Origin of the sequence: Mycobacterium sp., assembly GCF_965277065.1 — a bacterium.
In the GTDB taxonomy this organism is placed as follows: Bacteria; Actinomycetota; Actinomycetes; order Mycobacteriales; family Mycobacteriaceae; genus Mycobacterium.
This window is the reverse complement of sequence record NZ_CBDIBT010000009.1, coordinates 1-15,647: the sequence shown is the minus strand read 5'-3', so window position 1 is coordinate 15,647 and position 15,647 is coordinate 1. Positions and strand designations below refer to the sequence as shown.

Genomic DNA, 15,647 nt, shown 5'->3' with positions numbered 1-15,647 from the left:
CCACGGTGCGGCTGCGACGCCGCCGCATCACGACGTTGGCATTGCTGCTGCTGGTGATACCTATGCTCGCCGGCTGCGTGCGGATCAAGGCGTCGATCACCATCTCCCCCGACGACCTCGTGTCCGGCGACATCATCGCGGCGGCCAAACCGCGCAACGACAAGGACAACGGTCCTCAGCTGGATCCCAATCTGGCCTTCGGTCAGAAGGTCGCGGTCTCCAAATACGACCACGACGGTTATGTGGGCTCTCAAGCGACATTCGCCGACTTGACGTTCGCCGAGCTGCCGGAACTCGCGCGGATGAACTCCGACGCGCAGGGGGTGAACCTGTCGCTGCGCCGAGCCGGCGACCTGGTGATCCTGGAAGGGCGCGCGGACCTGACCTCGCTGACCGACCCCGACGCCGATGTGGAGTTATCCGTCGCGTTTCCGGGATCGGTGACCTCCACCAACGGCGATCGCGTCGACGAGCAGACCGTGCAATGGAAACTGAAACCCGGCGTAGTGAGCATGCTCAGCGCTCAGGCCCGCTACACCGATCCGAGCACCCGCTCATTTCAGGGGGCGGCGTTGTGGCTGGCCCTGGCGTCGCTCGCGGTGGCCGGGGCGGTGGTCGGGCTGGCCTGGTACACCCGCGACCGCTCACCCCGGATCGCCGAGCCGAGCGATCCGCCGTCCAGCTGACCGATGCCCGCTGCTGCGGTCAACTGATCGGCGACCAGTAATCCAGCATCTCGGCGAACGTCTCGAACGCCGCCGCGGAATTGCCGTAGGTGGCTTCGAGATGGATGCTCAGCGGATAGCCCAGGTCGACGACACCGTCGATCACCCGCTTGTAAAGGTCCAGTATCAACGAGCGCCGTCGCACCGGTTCGGTGTTCGCCAGGGTCGTGACGAACGCCTGCTCCTCGGCGACGGCGGCGTTGCCCGGGTCCTGGATCAGCCAGTTGATGAAGCCGATCTTCTCCTCGACCTTAGGCACGAAGCCGAAACCCAGCAGGATCTCTGGCCGGTGGTCGGTCTCTTTAGCGAAGTCGGTCAAAAAGCCCACGATCGCATCCGAATACAGCAGTTGCGTCTGCGCGAAGGTGGCGCCTTGATTGCACTTGAAATTCAGCCGACCGGTCTCACCCTCACGGGTCGGGATCAGGATCACGCCCCGGTTGTTCACCAGCTCTTGGTAAATCGACAGCGCGTCGGTCGGTGCGACGCCGGAGCCCTCGCCGTCGGCCATCGTGCGCGGAACACCGACAAACACGATGCCCTCGATCCCGGCGTCGACAAGCTTGCCGAGTCGCTGGTGTAGCACCGGTTCGTCCATAAAAGCCGTGACCTGACTGCACAATCCGCGCACGCCCGGCATTTCGGGCTTGATGGTCGACCAGAAGTCGAGCACGTCGAGTTTGGGCTTCATCTCGATCGGCCGGTCGTCGTCCTCTTCGATCAGCCCGGGCATCATCACGTGCCCGATCTGGCCCTCGATCCCGGAATTCGCCGCCAGCTGCACCACTTTATGGGCGTCTTCGAGAGCTTGCTCCGTGCCGCGATCGACGTTCGGCGGCACCAACTCAAGCGCAACGGTGTTCAAAGTCAACGAGCTGCTCCTCATTCAACGACTAGCTCCCGCGCCGCAGCGGTCAGGTGCCGCGAACCTGCGTCGGCCCGGAAAGCGGCGCTGGCCAGCCGGCCCGCGGCGCGCATCTGGAGAGACAGCATAGTGAGGCCACCGGGGCAGCCCTCCGGCGACGGTCGATCGCACCGCGGGGCTGACCTGGCGCCGGCAAAATCCGCTGGGCAACGCCGCGCCGAATAGACTTACCGGGCCATGATCTCCTCAGGACCGGGAAGAGGTGTTGCGCTGAGCGCAGAAGCAGCGAAAACCGCCGAGGTGACGGACGCCGCCATCGACCAGTTACGCCAGTATCTGCGCGGCCGACGAGGCGAGGCCGCCCACATCGGAAGCGATTATGACGCGCTGACTGTCGGCCTGGAGGATTTCGTCCTCGGCGGCGGCAAGCGGCTGCGCCCGGCCTTCGCCTACTGGGGTTGGCGCGCCGTATCGAAGAAGGACGCCGACGAGCAGGCGCTGCTGCTGTTCGCCGCGCTGGAACTGCTGCACGCTTCGGCGTTGGTACACGACGACGTGATCGACAGCTCGGCGACTCGACGCGGCAGGCCCACCGCGCATGTCCAATTCGCCGCGATGCACCGCGAACGCGGGTGGCACGGACCGGCCGATCAATTCGGGATATCGGCGGCGATCCTGCTCGGGGACCTGGCGCTGGCCTGGGCCGACGACATCGTCGCCGACGTCGACCTGCCGCGGGATGCCCGCAAACGGGTGCGCCGAGTCTGGGCCGACATTCGCACCGAGGTGCTCGGCGGCCAGTACCTGGACATCGTCGCCGAGGCCAGCGCCGCCGAGTCGATCGCCTCCGCGATGGCCGTCAACACCTACAAGACCGCTTCCTACACGGTGTCGCGGCCCTTGCAAATAGGTGTCGCCGCGGCCGATGACCGGCCTGACGTGCTGGCGCTTTTCCACAAGGTCGGCAATCAGCTGGGCGTCGCCTTTCAACTACGCGACGATGTGCTCGGTGTGTTCGGCGATCCGGCCGTGACCGGCAAACCGTCCGGCGACGACCTGCGCTCCGGCAAGCGCACCGTGCTGCTGGCGACCGCGATGCAGTCGGCCGATGCGTCAGATGCCGCCGCTGCCAAGCTGTTACGCACATCGGTCGGCACGGATTTGAGCGACACGCAGGTTCGCGAAATGTGCGACGTGATCGAACGGGTCGGAGCGCTGGCCGCGGTCGAGGACCAGATTGCCACGTTGACCCAGCAAGCGCTGGACTTGGTGGCGAACGCACCTATCTATGACGCGGCCAAGACCGGCCTCTCCGATCTCGCCACCCTGACCGCGAACCGGTCGGCCTGACGCCCATGTCCATTCCCACTACCGCCACGGCATCGGCGACTGCTGCACCACAACTATTTTCGCGCCTGCGTGAATTCGCCACCACGTCCGATGGCCAGCCGGGGCTGCTGGGCTGCCTGGGCGCGGCGCTGATCACCACGGGCGGGCTAGGGGCCGGCAGCACCAAGCAACATGATCCATTGCTGGAGACGTTGCACCTGTCCTGGCTGCGGTACGGCCACGGTCTGGTGCTGTCCTCGAGCGTGTTGTGGATCGGTGTCGCATTGATGCTGAGCGCGTGGCTCTGGCTGGGCCGACGCGCATTGGCCGGCGAGGCAAGTGAATACGTCATGGTCGCCAGCGCCGCGTTCTGGCTGGCGCCCCTGCTGCTGTCGGTGCCCCTGTTCAGTCGCGACACCTACTCATATCTGGCTCAGGGCGCGCTCTTACGTGACGGGCTGGATCCGTACGCGGTGGGGCCAATCGACAATCCGAATACCTTGCTGGACAACGTCAGTCCGATCTGGACCATCACCACCGCGCCATACGGCCCGGCATTCATCATGATTGCCCGGCTGGTGACCATGCTGGTCGGCAACCATGTGATCGTCGGGACGATGCTGCTGCGACTGTGCATGCTGCCCGGCCTGGCATTGCTGATTTGGGCGACGCCGCGCATCGCCCGGCAGGTCGGCGCGAATGTGCCCATCGCGCTGTGGATCTGCGTACTCAACCCACTGGTGATCATCCATTTGATGGGCGGCGTGCACAACGAGATGTTGATGGTGGGCCTGATGGCGGCCGGCATCGCGCTGACCTTCGATCGGCGCCATGTCGCCGGCATCGCCGTGGTGGCCGCGGGAATGGCGGTCAAGGCCACCGCGGGACTCGCGCTGCCATTCCTGGTCTGGGTCTGGATGCGCCATCTGCGCGACCGGCGCGGATACCAACCGCTGCGGGCGTTTTCGGTGGCCGCGGGCGCGGTGGTGTTGATCGTCATCGCGGTGTTCGCGGTACTTTCAGGGGTGGCCGGGGTGGGGCTGGGCTGGCTCACCGCACTCGCCGGCTCGGTGAAGATCATCAACTGGCTGAGCATCCCGACGGCGACCGCGAATCTGGTCCATGCTGTCGGCGGATTATTTTTCTCGGTGAATTTCTATGGGGTGCTGCAGGTCACCCGTGCTGTGGGGATCGCGATCATCGCGATCGCACTGCCCTTGTTGTGGTGGCGATTCCGCCACGACGACCGCCAGGCGCTCGCCGGGATCGCATGGGTGATGCTCTTCGTGGTGTTGTTCGCGCCGGCCGCCCTGCCGTGGTACTACTCCTGGCCGTTGGCGGTCATCGCCCCGCTCGCCCAGTCACGCCATGCGGTGGCCGCCATCGCGGCGCTGTCGACGTGGATCATGGTCATCTTCAAACCCGATGGCGCCCAAGGCATGTACTCATGGCCACATGTATTGCTGGCCACCGCGGTGGCAGCCTTTGCCTGGCGCACGCTCGACCGGTCCGCATCCCCGGCCCAACCCGCCGACCAGACGGTCAGTACCCCATAGCCTGCGCGCGCCGCACCACTTCGCGGGCCTGATGCGAATGCAGCGCATCGACCGGGCGGGCGTTACTGAGCGCATCGCGTGAGCCGTCCCGCGTCACCGTCAGCGACGGATCGGGGGTGAACAGCCAGCGCACGATTTCGGTGTCGCGGTAGCCGCCGTCGCGAAGCACAACCAACAAGCCCGGCAGGCTCTTGACCACTTCGCCGGCGCTGGTGAAGAAAATCTGCGGTACCACCACGTCACCGTTGCGGCGCACCGCTACGAGGTGGCCTTCTTTGAGATGCTGCTGCACTTTGGTCACCGCCACCCCGAGCAGGGTGGCGACATCGCGAAGATCGTAGGTCGGTTCGTCTGGGTCGAGAACATCGTCCCCGGTCGGAATCCTGCTCACCGGAACAGTGTAAGGCCGCGGGCGTGCCGTGTTCGGGCTCACGCAGTGTTGGTCCCCGTCTCCACCGCACGCCGCCGCCTACGATGGGCGCGTGGCTGCTGCGGCGAGCGAAGACCCTCTCGAGGGGTCGTTACTGGACGGGCGCTATCGCGTCGCGACCAGGATCGCCACCGGTGGCACGTCGACGGTTTACCGCGGCCTCGACACCCGCCTGGACCGACCGGTCGCGCTCAAGGTGATGGACTCCCGATACTCCGGCGATCAGCAGTTCCTGACCCGGTTCCAACTCGAGGCCCGAAGCGTGGCCCGGCTCAAGGACCCCGGGCTCGTCGCGGTCTACGACCAGGGCCTGGATGCGCGACATCCCTTTTTGGTGATGGAGCTTGTCGAGGGCGGCACGCTGCGCGAACTACTCGCCGAGCGCGGACCGATGCCGCCGCATGCGGTCGCCGCAGTGCTGCGGCCGGTGTTGGGCGGGTTGGCCGCCGCGCATCGCGCCGGGCTGGTGCACCGCGACGTCAAACCCGAGAACGTGCTGATCTCCGACGAGGGCGAGGTCAAAATCGTCGACTTCGGGCTGGTGCGCGCCGTCGCGGAGGCCGGGATCACCTCCACCAGCGTCATTCTCGGCACGGCGGCCTACCTGTCCCCCGAACAGGTCAAAGACGGCAGCGCCAGCCCGCGCAGCGACGTCTACGCCGCGGGGATCGTCGCCTACGAGCTGCTGACCGGCCAGACGCCGTTCTCCGGTGACACCGCATTGTCGGTCGCCTATCAGCGTCTGGACACCGCGGTGCCGCCGCCGAGCAGCGTGATCGGCGGTGTGCCCGCACAGTTCGACGATCTGGTCGAGCACGCGACCGCCCTCGATCCCGCCGACCGCTACGCCGACGCGCAGGCCATGGCCGTGGAAGTGGATGCGATCGTCGCGGAGTTGCACCTTCCGGAGTTTCGAGTGCCCTCGCCGCGCAATTCGGCGCAACATCGCTCAGCCGTGGCGCATCTCAGCCAGGTCGACGGGAACCGCAGCACCGACCAGAACCGCACCAGAGATCTGCGACAGCCACCGCCTTCACGTCCGCCGGTTCATCAGCCGACTCGTCAGCTGACTCGCAACCCGGCTGAATTCCGCGAAACATCAGCGCAATTCGCCGGCATCGACCTGATCGAGTTCGCCTTCGAGCGCCAGCATGCCCGGCGCATGATGCTGATCTGGATCGCGGTCGTGCTGTCGATCACCGGGATGGCCGCCGCGGCCGCGTGGACCGTCGGCAGCAACATCAGCGGATTGCTCTAGTCGCGCAACATCTCGGCGACCAGGAACGCCAGCTCCAGTGACTGCTGGGTGTTCAGCCTGGGGTCGCACGCTGTCTCGTAACGTCCGCTCAGATCGGTGTCCGAAATGTCTTGGGCGCCACCGAGACACTCGGTGACGTTCTCACCGGTGATCTCGACGTGGATGCCCCCGGGCCAGGTGCCCAGCGCGCGGTGCACCTCGAAGAACCCCTGCACCTCGTCGACGATCCGGTCGAAGTGCCGCGTCTTGTAGCCGGTGGACGACTCGTGGGTGTTGCCGTGCATCGGGTCGCACTGCCAGATCACCTGATGGCCGGTGGCCTGGACCTTTTCGATGATCGGCGGTAACAGCTCGCGCACCTTGTTGTTGCCCATCCGGCTCACCAGCGTCAGCCGGCCCGGCTTGTTGTGCGGGTCGAGGCGCTCCACGTATTCGACGACCTGATCCGGTGTCGTCGACGGCCCGATCTTGACGCCGATCGGGTTGGCGATCACCTCCGCGAACGCGATGTGCGCGCCGTCGAGTTGACGGGTGCGATCGCCGATCCACAGGTAGTGCGCCGACATGTCGTACAGTCGCGGAGCCCCGTCCTCTTCCGAGGACAGCCGCAGCATCGCCCGTTCGTAATCGAGCACCAAAGCCTCGTGACTGGAGTAGATTTCGGCGGTCTGCAGGTTGCGGTCGGCCACCCCGCAGGCACTCATGAACTTGAGGCCACGGTCGATCTCAGATGCCAGTGCTTCGTACCGGGCGCCGGCCGGCGAGGTCCGGACGAACTCCCGGTTCCAGTCGTGCACCAGATGCAGCGACGCCAGACCCGACGAGGTGAGCGCCCGCACCAGATTCATCGCTGCGGCGGCGTTGGCGTACGCGCGCACCAGCCGCGACGGGTCGTGCTCACGTACAGCCGGGTCGGGAGCAAATCCATTGACCATGTCGCCGCGGTAGGACTGCAGACCCAGTGCGTCGGTGTCGGCCGACCGCGGCTTGGCGTACTGCCCGGCGATTCGGGCCACTTTTAGCACCGGCACGCTGGCGCCGTAGGTCAGCACCACCGCCATCTGCAGCAGGGTGCGGATGTTGGCTTTGATGTGCGGCTCGGTGTTGTCGACGAAGGTCTCCGCGCAGTCGCCACCCTGCAGCAGGAACGCCTCACCACGGGCGACCTGGGCCAGCATCTCCTGGAGCCGCTCGATCTCGGACGCCACCGTCACCGGCGGCACGCTTTCCAGAACTGTCCGCCACGGCTCGACCTGCTCGCGGGTCCAACTCGGCTGCTGGGGCGCGGGCTTGGCCAGCGCGGCGTCCAGCCGAGCCCGTAGCTCCGCTGGCAGCGGAGGCAGCGGAGGCAGCTGCTCGATGGGAAGGTCGACGGTCGAGTTCACCAGTCCATCGTAGCTGGGTCGCGGCACCGCTTAATCCCGCCGCAAGCTGGGTTAACGTGCGGCTTCACCCGACATGATCACCTGATATCGCGTCCGCTGGTCACGGGCGTCGACCAGGGCGTCGTGCACATTATCCGACCGTCGCGGCATCCGCGGGCTGCCGTGCTCCTCCCAGAGCTGGCGCAGCTCGTGGGTGAATCGCGGTATCGGCGGTGGCAGATGGGTCATCGGGCCCCACAACTGGCAGAGCGCGACGTGGTCGTACGCGCCGACCCAGGCCCACAGCTCGATCGGCTCGGGGCCGTCGACGTCGAAGAACGTCTCGAGGTCGCTGCGGATCTGCGCCCGTGATCGCCACAGTTTCGAGGCCGGTGGCGGTAGCTTGGGCAGCACGTTGGCCCGCACCCACGTCCCAGCCCGCTCAGGATTGAATTCGGTTGAGATGGCGTAGTATTCGCGGTCGTCTTCGGAGACCACCCCGATCGAGATCAGCTCGATGTTGTAGCCGTCGTCGATGAATTCGGTGTCGTAGAAATAGCGCACCGCCGGCTACCCGACACCGAGCCCGCGGGCCAGCACGCTCGGCACCTGCTCCGGTGGGGGCGCCGGATGCACTTCGAGGTCCAGCTGTGCGTCGACCATGCGGTGCGACGGTACCCGCGGCGCGCCGGCGACGGCGTACTGCAGCCACAACTTGGCCCGCACCACCGGGCGCCGCAGCGTCCGCTCGCGCTGCAGCGCGCGGCTCATCTTGCTCAGCCGGGCCATATAGAGGTAGCGGGCCCACGGGGCCTGCGGGCGGGACAGCCGGATCGCCCCGATGACCAGCAGCGGGACAAAGAACATGCCGATCAGCCCGGTCCACACCTTGCCCTTGAGCACCACCAGCACCGCCAGCGGAAGCGTCAGCACCATCGCGAAGATCAGGCCGGCTCGCAGCACCGTCGAATGAGTGGTGTCGTGCCACAGGCTGATGGCGAACATCAGCGGATGCAATCCCAGGACCAGCAGCCCGCCCACCGCAACCGCGGCGAAGACCGCGTCCACCGACGTCCGCCCGTCGTCCTCCCAGTAGACGTCGGACAGGTGCAGGATCAGCGCGTATTCGTCGAGCACCAGCGCGGCGCCGATACCGAAAGCTATTGCGCCCAAGGTGAATTCGGGTTCATGGCCGTTGATAGACAGCGTCACCAGCGTGAGGCCGGAGACCATCACCAGCAGAACTCCGATCACGAGGTGATGGATGTGCTTGGACCCGACGTGGATGTTGCGTGGCTCCCACCACCGCGGCGGCCTGTCGGAGCTGTTGCGTCGGCGGATCAGACGAACGAAGGTCCGCGTCACGAAGAAGGTGATGATGAAAGCGATCAGACAAAGCAGCAACGGGAGCCGACCCCTGCTGATGATGTCGTGTTGCAACCAGTAGAGCACCCCAAAAAAGCTACGCGCACTTGGCGTCGACGGCCGTCCGCGACACCGGCTGGGGCTTGTGCACCGATAGGGTGGTCACCGATATGACTAGATGGCGCTCGCCCGATGCGGGCAGTTCGCGCGGGCAGGTGGCCACCGCGCAACCAGGCAGCTGGCGTAAGGCCTGCTGGCTGCTGCTCCAGCTGCCGGCTTTGGCGGCGCTGGGATACGCCGGATGGCGGCTGATCGGGACCACCCCGTACCGGATCGACATCGACGTCTACCGGATGGGCGGCCAGGCCTGGCTGGACGGCCAACCGCTGTACAGCCACGACGCCAAGTTCCACACTCCGATCGGGTTGAACCTGCCGTTCACCTACCCCCCGCTTGCCGCGGTCTTCTTCGCCCCCTTCGCCTGGTTGGGTATGCCGGCCGCCAGCGTCACCATCACGCTGATCACGCTGGCGCTGCTGCTGGTCTCCACGATGATCGTGCTGACCGGTCTCGACGTCTGGACCTCCAGCCGTGTAGTGCCCGGACCTGCGTGGTTACGTCGGTGGTGGTTGACCGCGCTGATCGTGGCCTGGGCGACGCTGTACCTCGAGCCGATCATGGCCAACTTCGCGTTCGGGCAGATCAACGTCGTGCTGATGACGCTGGTGATCGCCGAGTGCGTGCCGCGTCGCACGCCGTGGCCGCGCGGGCTGCTGCTGGGACTGGGCATCGCGCTCAAGCTGACGCCGGCGGTGTTCCTGCTCTATTTCCTGCTGCGTCGGGACCGCCGCGCCGTCCTCACCTCGCTGGCCTCCGTCGTGGCCACCATCGCGGCCGGCTTTGCGCTGGCCTGGCAGGACTCGTGGGAGTACTGGACGCACACCGTTCGCAATACCGATCGGATCGGGTCGGCCAGCCTGAACACCAACCAGAACATCGCCGGCACCCTGGCACGTCTGGGACTCGACGAGCATCAACGATTCCTGCCGTGGGTGCTGGCCTGCTTCCTGGTGCTGGCGCTGACGGTGTGGGCAGCACGTCGGGCGTTGCGCGCCGACGAGCCGGTCCTGGCGGTGATCTGCATTGCCCTGTTCGGGCTCGCGGTATCGCCGGTGTCGTGGTCACATCACTGGGTGTGGATGCTGCCGACGGTTCTGGTCACGTCGGTGCTGGCCTGGCGACGGCGCAGCGTTGCACTGGCTTTCGTCAGCGCGGCCGGGGTGGCCGCGATGGTCTGGACGCCGATCGATCTGATGCCCAAGCATCACGAGGTCACCGCGTCGTGGTGGCGTCAACTGGTGGGCGTGTCATACCTGTGGTGGGCGCTGGCGACCATCGTCGCCGCCGGCGCTACCGTCGCCGTCCGCGGCACCGCGGCGATCTCACCCCGTGCGTCGAAGACTCCCGCGCCGGTGTCAGCCGTCGGCTGACACTGCGACGAATCGCTACCCGGCCGCCGTCTCAGGAATCCGAGACGGCGGTACTTTTCCCGAGGGCGTCTCGCCGTCGCCATTCTTCAATGTCGCGGCATAGATGTCGACGTACTCCTGATCGGAGAGACCCATCAGTTCGTAAATCACCTCGTCGACGACAGCGCGCTCAATGAAGCGGTTGCCCGCCAGCCCCTCGAAGCGGGAGAAGTCCATCGGCTTGCCGAAGCGGACGGTGACTTTCGAGAACCGGAGCATCGAGGTTCCGGGCGGGTTCACCTTGTTGGTGCCGATCATCGCGACCGGGATAACCGGGACGCCGGTTTCCAGTGCAAGCCGCGCCAACCCGGTCTTGCCCTTGTAGAGACGGCCGTCGGGCGAGCGCGTGCCTTCGGGATACATGCCGAGCAATTTGCCCTCGTCCAGAACTCGCTTGGCGGTGTCGAGTGCCGCCTGGGCTGCGTCGGCGCTACTGCGGTCGATCGGCACCTGGCCCACGGCGGTGAAGAACCAGCGGCTCCACCAGCCCTTGAAACCGGTTCCGGTGAAGTACTCCGACTTGGCTAGGAAGGTAATCCGGCGGCGCACCACCAACGGCAGGTAGAAACTGTCCATCACCGCCAGGTGGTTGCTTGCCAGGATGGCTGGGCCGGACTGCGGGACATGTTCCAATCCTTCGATTTTCGGCCGACCGAGGATTGCGAGCAATGGGCCGAGGAAGATGTACTTCAAAAGCCAGTACGCCATACAGCCTCCTTCTCAGCCGCGCCACCGTGTTCAGCGCCAAGAGTACCCATCGAGTGTGTGTGCAACCACATGACGCTTGCGACTTGCTAACGCTGCGCCGCCGGTCGACCCATGTGGTAGGCAGTCGCCGTTGCTAGTCCTCAACGGTGACGGTGATGGGCTGGTACCGATTCGTCGGCACCGGCTCGTCCGTGCACCCGTCGACGCCACCGCCGTCGGGCGGCCCGGCGGGTGGCGGCGGCGTCGGCCGATCGACTTGGTCGACGATCGCCCGGATCACCGCCAGCAGGTTGACGCTGTGCTCGGCGATCACGGTCAGCAGCGGATGTTCGTCTCCGCGGACGACCGCGGCCAGCGCGCACACCGGACACCACACCTGTTGGCATTTGCCGGTGCCGGGCCCGTCACCGACCGCGGCTGCCGCCGCCAGCCGGACCGCCGGGTCGAACTGGTCGAGGATTTTCTGCGCGAGCTTGCGAAGCTCCGGCCCGATGTCGGAATGCGCGCTATCCATCAGCGCCGCTCCTCAGCATCGTCACCCGGGGGGGTCATTTTGGCCACACCTCCGGGTCGGGTCGAAATCGCACCGTCAATTCGCCACCGCGAAGATGCGCATCCAGCACGGTGCATCGCCGCAGGACGGACGCCAGTCGAACTCTGCGTCGCATCCCACCGGCACCGACGATCAGATCGTCGCCGACCCGGCCCAGGCTAATGGCGCCGGAATCGAATTGAGGCAACTCTAGCCGCAAACGGTAAACGGACTGCAGCCCCGAGCCCGATTCCAGATCCACCACCGGGCGCAGTGGCCCGGGAGGGGCCGACCCATCTCGTCGACGCGCACTGTCCAACAGTTCTCCGAGCGCTTTGGCCCCGATCGGCTCGCCGGCCAGATGCGGGGTCAGGACCAGCGCCACATCACCGATCGCAGCATCGAGCTCGTCAAGCACGGTTCGCTGCTCGCTGATTCGCTCCGAATACCAGTCGAAAGCCGGGTGTGCCGGCAGGTTGCTGTATTCGTACGAATCGTCTTGCATCAGAATCTGGTTGACGATCAGTTCCTCGACCCGCACACCCATCAATGCCAGTGAGCCGAGCGTCCGAATCGCCTCGGCGGCCACCACCCGCTCCGCAGTGAGCACCAGGTGCGCGCCCACTCGTGTCCCGTCGGCCAGGAGCGCGCTGAGCTTTTCGACACTGCCGCTTATGCGCTCCAACAACTCGACCACAGCGGTGGAACGCGGGTCGTCGGCGCCGGCGGAAAGCCGGCGGTGCCGCGGCCATGCCCGCTCGACATAGAGGGCGAAGGTGGCCGGCAGGGTCAGCATCCGCAGCGCGTCTGCGGTCGAGGCGCAGTCGACCACCAGGTGATCCCATTGTCCGCACGTGGCCAGCTCCCCGACCTCGTGCAGGCCGAGTACTTCCTGGACGCCGGGAAGCGCCGAAAGTTCTTCCGGTGCAATGTCTTCCAGCTCTGACTCAGGGAATCGACGGCCGAGTGTCTCGACCACGGTGCGCCAGCGAGCCTCGAGCAGCGCCAAGGTGTCCATTGCCAGCGCGTCGAGTGAACCGGTGTCAAGATCGGCCATCACCCGCACGGCGTCGCGATCGCCGTTCGGCGCGACCGTCACACCGAGTACGTCGCCCAGCGAGTGCGCCTGGTCGGTGGAGATCAGCAGCACCCGCGCCCCGGCGCGCGCCTCATGCACGGCCGTCGCGGCCGCCAATGTGGACTTCCCTACCCCGCCCTTGCCGACGAAAAGACTGATCCGGGATGAGGGCGCTAGCGATTCACCCAGACTCACTCAGCCTCGACTCGTTTCTTCAGATCCTTCAATGCGGTGTCGGTCAACCTGCGCTCGGCTTTGCGCTTGAGCAGGCCGATCATGGGGATCGCCAGGTCGACGGTGAGTTCGTAGGTCACATCGGTACCAGATCCTTTGGGCGCCAACCGATACACACCGTCGAGAGATTTGAGCAGCGAACTGGAAACCAGCGACCAGCTCACCGACTTACGGTCTCCTGCCCACTTGTAGGACAGCACCAGGGTGTCTTTGAGGACGCTGGTGTCCAGCACCAACCGCGCCACCTTCGGGTTGCCGGCGGTGTCGGATTCGAGGACCTCGGCCTCCTTGTATTCCGTCACCCAATTCGGATAGGAGCCGATGTCGGCGATCACGTCCATCACCGTGCCGGGGGCCGCGTCGATATATATCGTCTGGGAGGTTTTCTCCGCCACTTGATTGCTTCCTTCTCCGCGCTACGCGGGTTGGGCTCCCCTGCCCGCCGAATACCTGAGTGGTCAGCGGCCGTAGCCTGCGCCCACGGCAGAAACGGTACTCCCCGACGGAATTCAGGCCTGGTCAAGCATCGGAGAAACCCCGACCGGACGGGAACTCTCCAAAGTCATCTTCACTTCGAAGGCCATCTTCTTACCCGCGACCCGACGCCGGTGCGTCAATTTCGCGAGATTCAGCGTGGCCAGCTGCGACGGTGCCACGCCGGACGGCTCGGCGTGCAGAAAGTAGTGCAGCAGTGCACCACCCAGCATCGGTTCGAGCCAGATTTCCATAGTGCCGGTGAGCGGCCCGGCCACGGTCCATCGAACGCCCTGCGGCCCACGGTCTTGGGTGACCTCCAGCCGCAGATCGGGCCACCATCTCCGCCAGTTGGACGGATCACCCACCGCGGCACCGATGCGCGCCGGGTCGGCGGCCACATACGTCACGTCGGCAATTTGAACGCTGTGCACGGCCACAAGCTTCACATACACCTAGCCCGGCCGGGCCGTCCCGTCGACCGATAGGCTGACTTTCTCGGTCGCCCAGAATCACTGAAGCGAGGTCGGTAAAGAGTGCGCGAATTGACTGTTCCGGCCGAATTCACGGTCGGCGAGCACGACAACATCGTGTCCACTGTGTTCGAGCACGAGCGCAACGATCCCGACGCAGTCATCTACCAGCGCCTGGTCGACGGAACCTGGACCGACGTGACGTGTGCGCAGGCAGCGGCCCAAATTCGCTCGATCGCATTGGGTTTGATCGCAGAAGGGGTGCGCCCCGGCGACCGGGTGATTATCTTCTCCGCCACCCGCTACGAATGGGCGATTCTGGACCAGGCCATCCTCGCGACCGGTGCGGTCACCGTCCCGATCTACGAGACGTCGTCGGCCGAGCAGGTGCGGTGGGTGCTCAGCGACTCCGCGGCCGTGCTCGCGTTCGCCGAGACCGACGCCCACGCGACGATCATCTCCGAGCTGGCTGGTGAGCTGCCCGAACTGCGCCGGGTGCTGCACATCGACGGCTCGGGCCCCAAGGCACTCGACCAACTCGAGCAGGCCGGCGCGGCGGTCGACCCGGCCGAGCTCACCGCTCGCGTCGATGCGCTGCGCAGCACCGACCCCGCGACGTTGATCTATACCTCGGGCACCACCGGTCGCCCGAAGGGCTGCCAGCTGACCCATGCGAACTTGGTCTATGAGACCCGCGGCACCAAGGAGGTGCTGCCGACGGTGCTGAAGAAGGGCGAGCGGCTGCTGATCTTCTTGCCGTTGGCCCATGTGCTGGCTCGCGCACTGACGTTGTGCGCGTTCCACAACAAGGTCGTCGTCGGATTCACCAGTGACATCAAGAATCTCGTGCCGATGTTCGGAGTATTCAAGCCGACGGTCGTGGTATCGGTGCCGCGGGTGTTCGAGAAGGTCTACAACACCGCCGCGCAGAACGCTGCCAGCGACGGCACAGGCCGCATCTTCGAGATCGCCGCGCAGACCGCGGTCGACTGGAGCGAGGCGTCCGACGGCGGCGGTCCGGGTCTGCTGCTACGGGCCAAGCATGCGCTGTTCGACAAGCTGGTCTACCACAAGCTGCGCGCCGCGCTCGGCGGTGACTGCCATGCGTCGGTGTCCGGCGGCGCTCCGCTGGGCGCCCGGCTGGGTCACTTCTACCGCGGCGTCGGCCTGACGGTCTACGAAGGCTACGGGCTGACCGAGACGAGCGCGGCGATCACCGTCAACCAGGTGAACGCGCTGAAGATCGGCACAGTCGGAAAGCTGGTGCCGGGCAACAGCATCCGCATCGCCGAAGATGGCGAGTTGCTGCTGCGCGGAGGCGTGGTGTTTCAGGGCTACTGGCACAACGACCAGGCCACCAGCGAGTCCTTCGAGGACGGTTGGTTCAAGACCGGCGACCTGGGCGCTGTCGACGAAGCCGGGTTCTTGACGATCACCGGCCGCAAAAAGGAAATCATCGTCACCGCGGGCGGAAAGAACGTCGCCCCAGCCGTTTTGGAAGACCAGTTGCGGTCCCATCCGCTGATCAGCCAGGCCATGGTGGTCGGGGACGCGAAGCCATTCATCGGCGCGCTGATCACCATCGACCCCGAGGCCATTGAAGGCTGGAAACAGCGCAACGGCAAGCCAGCCGGGGCGTCGGTGGCAGATCTGGCCGACGACCCCGACCTGCTCGCCGAGGTCGACGCGGCGGTCAAGCAGGCGAATCTGTCTGTGTCGCACGCGGA

At 65.9% G+C, this 15,647-nt stretch carries 16 protein-coding genes; 6 read left to right on the top strand and 10 right to left on the bottom strand.

Going from position 1 to position 15,647, the window contains the following annotated elements; all coding sequences use genetic code 11:
* The first annotated feature begins 11 nt into the window (after positions 1–11).
* Positions 12–686 (top strand): LppM family (lipo)protein, encoded by a 675-nt coding sequence (locus ACQY5A_RS01235; protein ID WP_428338578.1) that lies wholly within the window; start codon positions 12–14, stop codon positions 684–686.
* A gap of 19 nt (positions 687–705) precedes the next feature.
* Here ACQY5A_RS01235 and ACQY5A_RS01230 read toward each other — a convergent pair whose 3' ends face one another.
* Positions 706–1,596, bottom strand: a complete 891-nt coding sequence (locus tag ACQY5A_RS01230; protein ID WP_428338553.1) for a mycobacterial-type methylenetetrahydrofolate reductase — start codon at positions 1,594–1,596, stop codon at positions 706–708.
* Between the two features lie 264 nt (positions 1,597–1,860).
* On the opposite strand from ACQY5A_RS01230, the gene idsA2 reads away from it, so the two are divergent.
* Positions 1,861–2,940, top strand: a complete 1,080-nt coding sequence (gene idsA2 / locus ACQY5A_RS01225; protein ID WP_428338577.1) for a bifunctional (2E,6E)-farnesyl/geranyl diphosphate synthase — start codon at positions 1,861–1,863, stop codon at positions 2,938–2,940.
* 5 nt (positions 2,941–2,945) lie between these two features.
* Positions 2,946–4,475 (top strand): alpha-(1->6)-mannopyranosyltransferase A, encoded by a 1,530-nt coding sequence (locus ACQY5A_RS01220; RefSeq protein WP_428338552.1) that lies wholly within the window; start codon positions 2,946–2,948, stop codon positions 4,473–4,475.
* Here the strand turns inward: ACQY5A_RS01220 and ACQY5A_RS01215 are convergent.
* On the bottom strand, positions 4,462–4,866 hold the full coding sequence (locus ACQY5A_RS01215) for an Rv2175c family DNA-binding protein (RefSeq protein ID WP_428338551.1): 405 nt from the start codon (positions 4,864–4,866) through the stop codon (positions 4,462–4,464). The genes ACQY5A_RS01220 and ACQY5A_RS01215 overlap by 14 nt on opposite strands.
* 91 nt (positions 4,867–4,957) lie before the next feature.
* Between ACQY5A_RS01215 and ACQY5A_RS01210 the strand changes: the two genes are divergently transcribed.
* The gene (locus tag ACQY5A_RS01210; RefSeq protein WP_428338550.1) at positions 4,958–6,163 is read left to right on the top strand and encodes a protein kinase domain-containing protein; all 1,206 of its coding nucleotides are present in this window, start codon (positions 4,958–4,960) and stop codon (positions 6,161–6,163) included.
* Here the strand turns inward: ACQY5A_RS01210 and ACQY5A_RS01205 are convergent.
* The 3 genes from ACQY5A_RS01205 to ACQY5A_RS01195 are packed head-to-tail and all read right to left on the bottom strand — an operon-like array spanning position 6,160 to position 8,979.
* Positions 6,160–7,548, bottom strand: a complete 1,389-nt coding sequence (locus ACQY5A_RS01205; protein ID WP_428338549.1) for a class II 3-deoxy-7-phosphoheptulonate synthase — start codon at positions 7,546–7,548, stop codon at positions 6,160–6,162. The two genes, ACQY5A_RS01210 and ACQY5A_RS01205, sit on opposite strands and share 4 nt — an antisense overlap.
* Before the next feature lie 51 nt (positions 7,549–7,599).
* Positions 7,600–8,091 (bottom strand): polyadenylate-specific 3'-exoribonuclease AS, encoded by a 492-nt coding sequence (locus ACQY5A_RS01200; RefSeq protein WP_428338548.1) that lies wholly within the window; start codon positions 8,089–8,091, stop codon positions 7,600–7,602.
* Between the two features lie 6 nt (positions 8,092–8,097).
* Positions 8,098–8,979: a hypothetical protein gene (locus ACQY5A_RS01195; RefSeq protein WP_428338547.1), complete on the bottom strand. Its 882-nt coding sequence runs from the start codon at positions 8,977–8,979 to the stop codon at positions 8,098–8,100.
* Between the two features lie 83 nt (positions 8,980–9,062).
* Here ACQY5A_RS01195 and ACQY5A_RS01190 point away from each other — a divergent pair, with 83 nt between their 5' ends.
* Positions 9,063–10,382, top strand: a complete 1,320-nt coding sequence (locus ACQY5A_RS01190; RefSeq protein ID WP_428338576.1) for a glycosyltransferase 87 family protein — start codon at positions 9,063–9,065, stop codon at positions 10,380–10,382.
* A 15-nt stretch (positions 10,383–10,397) separates the two neighbouring features.
* Here the strand turns inward: ACQY5A_RS01190 and ACQY5A_RS01185 are convergent, their stop codons facing one another.
* The 5 genes from ACQY5A_RS01185 to ACQY5A_RS01165 all read right to left on the bottom strand — a co-directional run bounded on the left by ACQY5A_RS01185 (position 10,398) and on the right by ACQY5A_RS01165 (position 13,881).
* The gene (locus tag ACQY5A_RS01185) at positions 10,398–11,129 is read right to left on the bottom strand and encodes a lysophospholipid acyltransferase family protein (protein WP_428338546.1); all 732 of its coding nucleotides are present in this window, start codon (positions 11,127–11,129) and stop codon (positions 10,398–10,400) included.
* 133 nt (positions 11,130–11,262) lie between these two features.
* A complete protein-coding gene (locus ACQY5A_RS01180) occupies positions 11,263–11,643 on the bottom strand; it encodes a hypothetical protein (RefSeq protein ID WP_428338545.1) in 381 nt (126 codons plus the stop codon).
* Between the two features lie 34 nt (positions 11,644–11,677).
* Entirely contained in the window at positions 11,678–12,934 is a 1,257-nt protein-coding gene (locus ACQY5A_RS01175; protein WP_428338544.1) for an ArsA family ATPase, read from the bottom strand.
* Complete coding sequence (locus tag ACQY5A_RS01170) at positions 12,931–13,368, bottom strand: SRPBCC family protein (protein WP_428338543.1); 438 nt, start codon at positions 13,366–13,368, stop codon at positions 12,931–12,933. Before ACQY5A_RS01170 ends, ACQY5A_RS01175 begins: the two co-directional genes overlap by 4 nt.
* A gap of 114 nt (positions 13,369–13,482) precedes the next feature.
* Entirely contained in the window at positions 13,483–13,881 is a 399-nt protein-coding gene (locus ACQY5A_RS01165; RefSeq protein ID WP_428338575.1) for a polyketide cyclase / dehydrase and lipid transport, read from the bottom strand.
* 102 nt (positions 13,882–13,983) lie between these two features.
* Here ACQY5A_RS01165 and ACQY5A_RS01160 point away from each other — a divergent pair.
* Positions 13,984–15,647: AMP-dependent synthetase/ligase (locus ACQY5A_RS01160; RefSeq protein ID WP_428338542.1), on the top strand; the 1,664-nt coding region annotated here is incomplete at its 3' end.